Here is a 3983-nt window from a genome sequence, read left to right as displayed (position 1 = left end):
CATCTACAACACCCGGGCTTGCGGTTAACGGCGCATCCCGTCCTCGATCGCCCAGCGCAGGCGCTGAGGTCCCGGACGCCCGCGTGCGCCTCTGCGGCACCGCTGGGGTAACCACGACGAGCCTGATCGACCGGGACCGTTGATCTTGGTCGGCATCAGACCAGTACCTTCGCTGCCTTATCCAGCGCACGCCGGATCAAGTCCTCGGTCACTGCCGTATCGACTGGGCCCTTGGCCGTATGCGCGATGCCGACCAGGACGCCTCCTCTGCGAACGGTCACCACATCCGCGGTGACCGTGGTGCCGTAAGCCGTCGTCGCCCCGCGGAACGCGAACGTCTCATCGCCCAGGCGCGGGAACGAGAGCGCGGTCAGGGACATCGTGAACGAGAGTCCGCTGTCGGTCGTCCCCGTCAGCCGTGGACACGCCGTGATCGCCTCGGTCTGCTCGGCGAAGAGCGCCGCTGCGCCCGTCTGCGATAGCGATCTCAGGTTCTCGGAGACATCGGAGCCGGTCGGCGACACGAAGCCCGTCGCGCCCTCCGCCATCCCGTTCAGTTTCCTGACCAGGGCCGCGTACTTCGGGCACTCGGCGAACTGCTCCGGCGAGTCGTGGCCCGGCTTGCCGTCGGGGTCGGCGCTCCAACCGGTCGGCAGGTCGGTCACGGTCAGCAGCGCGCGTTCGAGCTCCTGGGCCGAGTACGACCGGTCCGGGGCACGGGGTGTCTCCACCGGGCGGTCCGGGCCGGTGGTCGCCGTGACGCCGGCGGAAGCGGCACCGGTGGACGTCGTAGTGATCGCCCGCTCCTCTTCGGACCCGCCGCATCCGGCCAGGACGAGCGTCGTCACCGTCACGACGACCGTTCGGATTCCTAGACGTACCCATTCCCCTGAAGCACTGCGCTGATCCACATCGACGATCATGCCAGCCGATGACGGAGCCGGTGACCGGGGCATCCGGTTGGTTCGCCTCGCACGGATGCGGACAGCCGTCCTGGTCGTGGCCGCTGGACGACGAACCGGTTGATGTTCAGGTCCCCTGGCAGGCGTGGGTGGCTACGGCCTTACCGCCAGCCCGCTCCGACCAACTCGGATACGACCACCGCCGGCTCACCGAACTCACACCTCAGACAGCGCCACCTCCCACGAACACGGACTCATGATGCGAAGATCACCCCGGCACCATTCGGGTAGGTCAAGGCACCCATGGGAACTCGGGACATCGGCCCGTTCGACAACGACGACGCCGCCGACTTCGCCTTCGAAATGGACGAAGCCTCAACACACACACGCATCGAAATGATCGGCGCGGTCCTCGAACGCGTCGCCAACCCGGCCGACGATCACTCCCGGCTCTCAGACGCCCCGCGAGCCGTCGCCGCCGCTGCTCTGATCGCCGCGCAATACCCAGGCGGCGCACCCATCACCTCGGTCTACGGCCCGACCACCCCGATGCCCGAGTTCCCGGCCTATCTCCGGAACCTCGCCATCGAGGCCCTGGACCGCGTAATCAAGGCGCCTACCTGGCTCGCCGAGAACTGGGACGCGTCACCCCACAGCCCAGCATGGCGCCAAACCATCTCTGAGCTGCGCAAAGTACTCGACCCGCCGCAACGCGAATCGCTTTTCGATCTCTGACGATCCACCCAACAGACACGGTCCACTGGCAAAAATCGGGGGTCGGACCAGGGTCATTGCGTTCTTGGGTAGCTGCTGGTACGGCTAGGCCGAGCGGGGGGCCGAGGCAAGCGTGAGGTTGGGCGTTCCGGCGTACGGCCAGTGCAGGAATAACTAGGCCGCTCGAACGTAGGTCGACCAACGTGCGGTGTCGTCCCTGTTCCGGTATGTGTCCAGACGCCGTTGCCACTGGGGCTGCAGGATTGGTCTGCTCGCGAGAACCGGCACCAGGCTGGTGACCAGTTTCAGTTCACGCAGCCGTCGCAGTACCGGGAAGCCCGGCCATGCGATGACATCGAACCCGTACTGATGGGCCAACGCGCCGTAGTCATCGCCGGGATAGTCGAAGCGCAGCTTGCCGACCGCCACCGGTACCAGGTCCCATTCGCGGGGCCCATCGCAGCTGCTGTCGAAGTCGCAGATGACGGGTTGCTCCGGCCCTGCGATGAGGTTGCCCATGAAGGCGTCCCCGTGGATGGGGCCTGAGGGAAGTTCGTACTGCAGAGTGCCGAGCTGCTCCTCGATCCGGTCGCACTCGGATTGCAGATAGGCCAGGTCGTCCGCGCTGACGCCGTGCGGCTCAGCGAGTCTACTGCGGATCTCGTTTGCCGGTTGCCACGCCGGTAGGCCACCTGTCGGCGGGGCGAGCCCGTGCCATCGCTGAAGGATGTTGCCCAGGTCTCTCCCGGTCAACGGCCGGTTCCCGTCGGGGATCCGATGCCAGAGGGTAACTTTCAAGTCGTCGACGATCAACGGCTGTTCGCAGTCGAGCAGCCGGACGGCGGGGACGTTGCCCTCTTGAAGCCATCGGGCGATTCGGATGATCTTGTCGACGCGGTCGGACATCGTTGCGGAGGCAGCGATGCGTGCCACGACGCCCGCCTCGGGGAGATCGAAGACCGCGTTGTTCGTGAACTTGATCAGCTGCGCGCGAGAAATACCGACACCAGTAAGCGCTTGCACTCCCGCCAACACGGTGTGTAAGCGCTGGTCCGGGGTCCGGCCGGCCGGAGCTGGAATTTGATCTGTCATGCTCCCTGAAGCGTAACAATGCGCCTGGCAAGGGCTACAGCCTCAGCGTCCTTGGGGTGAGCCTGCGCAGCTTCGAGCAGCGGAGCGAGCCGGTCGACGGTCCGTACGGATCGAACCTGGAGAGCAAGGTCTACGGCGCGGTTGCCGTCTTCGACGCCGGCGCGGGTGTCGAACGCTTTCAGGCGGGCGGTCGCCAGCGCAGTTAACTCGAAGATGGTGCTGCGGGTGTTGGTGCTGCCCCGGGCATTGATGCTGGCCGTCAGACAATTGATGGCCGTGGTGACATGGTCCTCTTTCTCGTCGGCAGGCAGCAGGCTGTGAACCATGCCGGTGAGCGCGGAGAGGTCGGCCGCACCGAAGAACGCCACCCAGGCAGGCAAGTTGCCTTCTCCGCGGCCGAATTCGTCTTGCGCGCGCTCAAGCGCGGTGACGGCCTTGCCGCCGTACCCCATCAGTGCATATGCCCATGCGATGTTGGCGTGGAGCATCGCCACGGTCACGAAGTCATCAGCGTCCCCGGCCGCCAGTTGCCCGAGCTGGAAGAAGCGCAGGGCCTGCTGGAAGTGTCCACGATGCAGATGGAGCCGGCCAAGCCGGTAAAGCACGTTCGCGGCCAGTGAGGAGTTCTCGTTGCTCTTCGCGAGCACGAGGGCAGATGCGAAATGCTTTCGGGCGCTGCTGTGGTGCCCGATGTCGAAGCTCGCCCAGGCGGCGAGGTTGTGAAGGTCGGCGACCGCGAGTTCCAGGTCCTTGCGGACTTCGTCGCTGCAGTCCGACTGGAGCATCGCTCGCGCGTACGCGGTCTGCGCGAGGATCGCCTCCCGGCACGCGCCACCACCGTGCTGGTAGTCGACCGCGCGCAAAATCCTGGTCAGATGTTCGATGTTGGCGACGTCGGGCGCACCGATGTGCTCGGGAATGGGTGTCTGTGGGGGAATGGGCGCCACCACACGTCCGCTTCCGGCAAGGCGGTACCCATCATGACCTCGGCCGCGTGCTGCAGTGACTTACGGATCTCCTCGGCTTCCTCTGCGCTGGTGACGCCGAGGGTGAGGGCGTTCTCCACCCAGGGCCATTGCATAGTCAGATGGCAAGGCTCTGAGCTGGGGCTTCTCGGTGTAAGCGGCCTCTGTGGAGGCGAAGGTAGCGGGTGAGATCGCGTCGGTGATCATGAAGTTCTCTAAGAGGACGTCTGATTAACGTATTTTGTGGTGTTATGCGATTTGAGGGTCTCGCCAGGTTGGGGTGTTTTCGTCCGTCAGCCGGCGGGCGAGA

The 3983-nt window shown here is 65.4% G+C and carries 4 protein-coding genes; 1 reads left to right on the top strand and 3 read right to left on the bottom strand.

The genetic code is table 11. The features are described from left to right. Positions 1–155 precede the first annotated feature (155 nt). Positions 156–848: a hypothetical protein gene (locus ACH442_RS47925; protein WP_396344906.1), complete on the bottom strand. Its 693-nt coding sequence runs from the start codon at positions 846–848 to the stop codon at positions 156–158. A 357-nt stretch (positions 849–1205) separates the two neighbouring features. On the opposite strand from ACH442_RS47925, the gene ACH442_RS47920 reads away from it, so the two are divergent. Continuing rightward, on the top strand, positions 1206–1637 hold the full coding sequence (locus ACH442_RS47920; protein ID WP_396344905.1) for a DUF4259 domain-containing protein: 432 nt from the start codon (positions 1206–1208) through the stop codon (positions 1635–1637). Positions 1638–1790: 153 nt separating this feature from the next. Here the strand turns inward: ACH442_RS47920 and ACH442_RS47915 are convergent, their stop codons facing one another. Together ACH442_RS47915 and ACH442_RS47910 are read right to left on the bottom strand one after the other, a co-directional pair. Beyond that, a complete protein-coding gene (locus ACH442_RS47915) occupies positions 1791–2708 on the bottom strand; it encodes a phosphotransferase enzyme family protein (RefSeq protein ID WP_396344904.1) in 918 nt (305 codons plus the stop codon). Further along, the gene (locus ACH442_RS47910) at positions 2705–3655 is read right to left on the bottom strand and encodes a tol-pal system YbgF family protein (RefSeq protein ID WP_396344903.1); all 951 of its coding nucleotides are present in this window, start codon (positions 3653–3655) and stop codon (positions 2705–2707) included. Before ACH442_RS47910 ends, ACH442_RS47915 begins: the two co-directional genes overlap by 4 nt. Between the last annotated feature and the right edge of the window lie 328 nt (positions 3656–3983).

It is taken from the genome of Actinoplanes sp. NPDC020271 (genome assembly GCF_044388125.1).
Classification (GTDB): Bacteria; Actinomycetota; Actinomycetes; order Mycobacteriales; family Micromonosporaceae; genus Actinoplanes.
The sequence above is the reverse complement of the archived record's forward strand: the minus strand, read 5'-3'. Positions and strand labels throughout refer to the sequence as shown.

Excerpts from the sequence above, each read along its gene's own strand:
- ACH442_RS47920 (WP_396344905.1), top strand. The coding sequence starts at position 1,206 with ATGGGAACTCGGGACATCGGCCCGTTCGACAACGACGACGCCGCCGAC.
- ACH442_RS47915 (WP_396344904.1), bottom strand. The coding sequence starts at position 2,708 with ATGACAGATCAAATTCCAGCTCCGGCCGGCCGGACCCCGGACCAGCGC.